Source organism: Pseudomonas sp. HY13-MNA-CIBAN-0226, from assembly GCF_040310305.1.
Classification (GTDB): Bacteria; Pseudomonadota; Gammaproteobacteria; order Pseudomonadales; family Pseudomonadaceae; genus Aquipseudomonas; species Aquipseudomonas gregormendelii.
The window spans coordinates 1-588 of sequence record NZ_JBEOPS010000066.1 but is presented as its reverse complement, the minus strand read 5'-3'; the positions used below and the strand labels follow the sequence as shown (position 1 = coordinate 588).

Below are 588 nucleotides of genomic sequence, written 5' to 3'. Positions count from 1 at the left end.
TTTTTACTGGCAAAGCTAATCCCTCAGGTACAACTAATGCTGCTGATGCCCTTTGTCCAGAAGGTGGCTGCCCCGTAAAGGAACCCAAAACCGAATCAAACGAAGAAGCTTGCACACCCACTGGTAACGGTGCTGGTGGCACTAGCTGTACTCAGACAAAGGAAACTACTAAGGAGGGTACTCAGCAGTGCGGCACGGTCAATGGTGCTTATAAATGCGTCACCAAACCGCCTTATTCCAACGGTGTTAAAACCACTATAACTGCCACGTCCGAGACGCTTTCTGACGGTAGCGTTAAAGTTACTACTGTTAAGGATTCTTCCAACACCGTTTGTACTGACGTCAAATCCTGTACTACTCAAACTTCAACTACCGTCAGCCATAACACGACGAAACCCAGCGGCGGCACAAGTTCTGGCAGTAGTTGCACCGGTTCTTGTACTCCAAATGGCGGAGGTGTCGAAACTAATCCAAACGCTGGTTCTGGTAATTCCGGCAATGGTTCAAGCGGCAATGGCAATGGTGATGGCGAAGGAGAGGGCGGTGATGGGACTGCCTCGACCACTGATGATTGTGAAGCTCCACCAG

Annotated in this window: 1 pseudogene; it reads left to right on the top strand. The window is 50.0% G+C overall.

The annotated features are described in order from the left end of the window. A pseudogene (locus AAEZ05_RS27760) lies at positions 1 to 588 on the top strand (hypothetical protein); the annotation flags it as partial.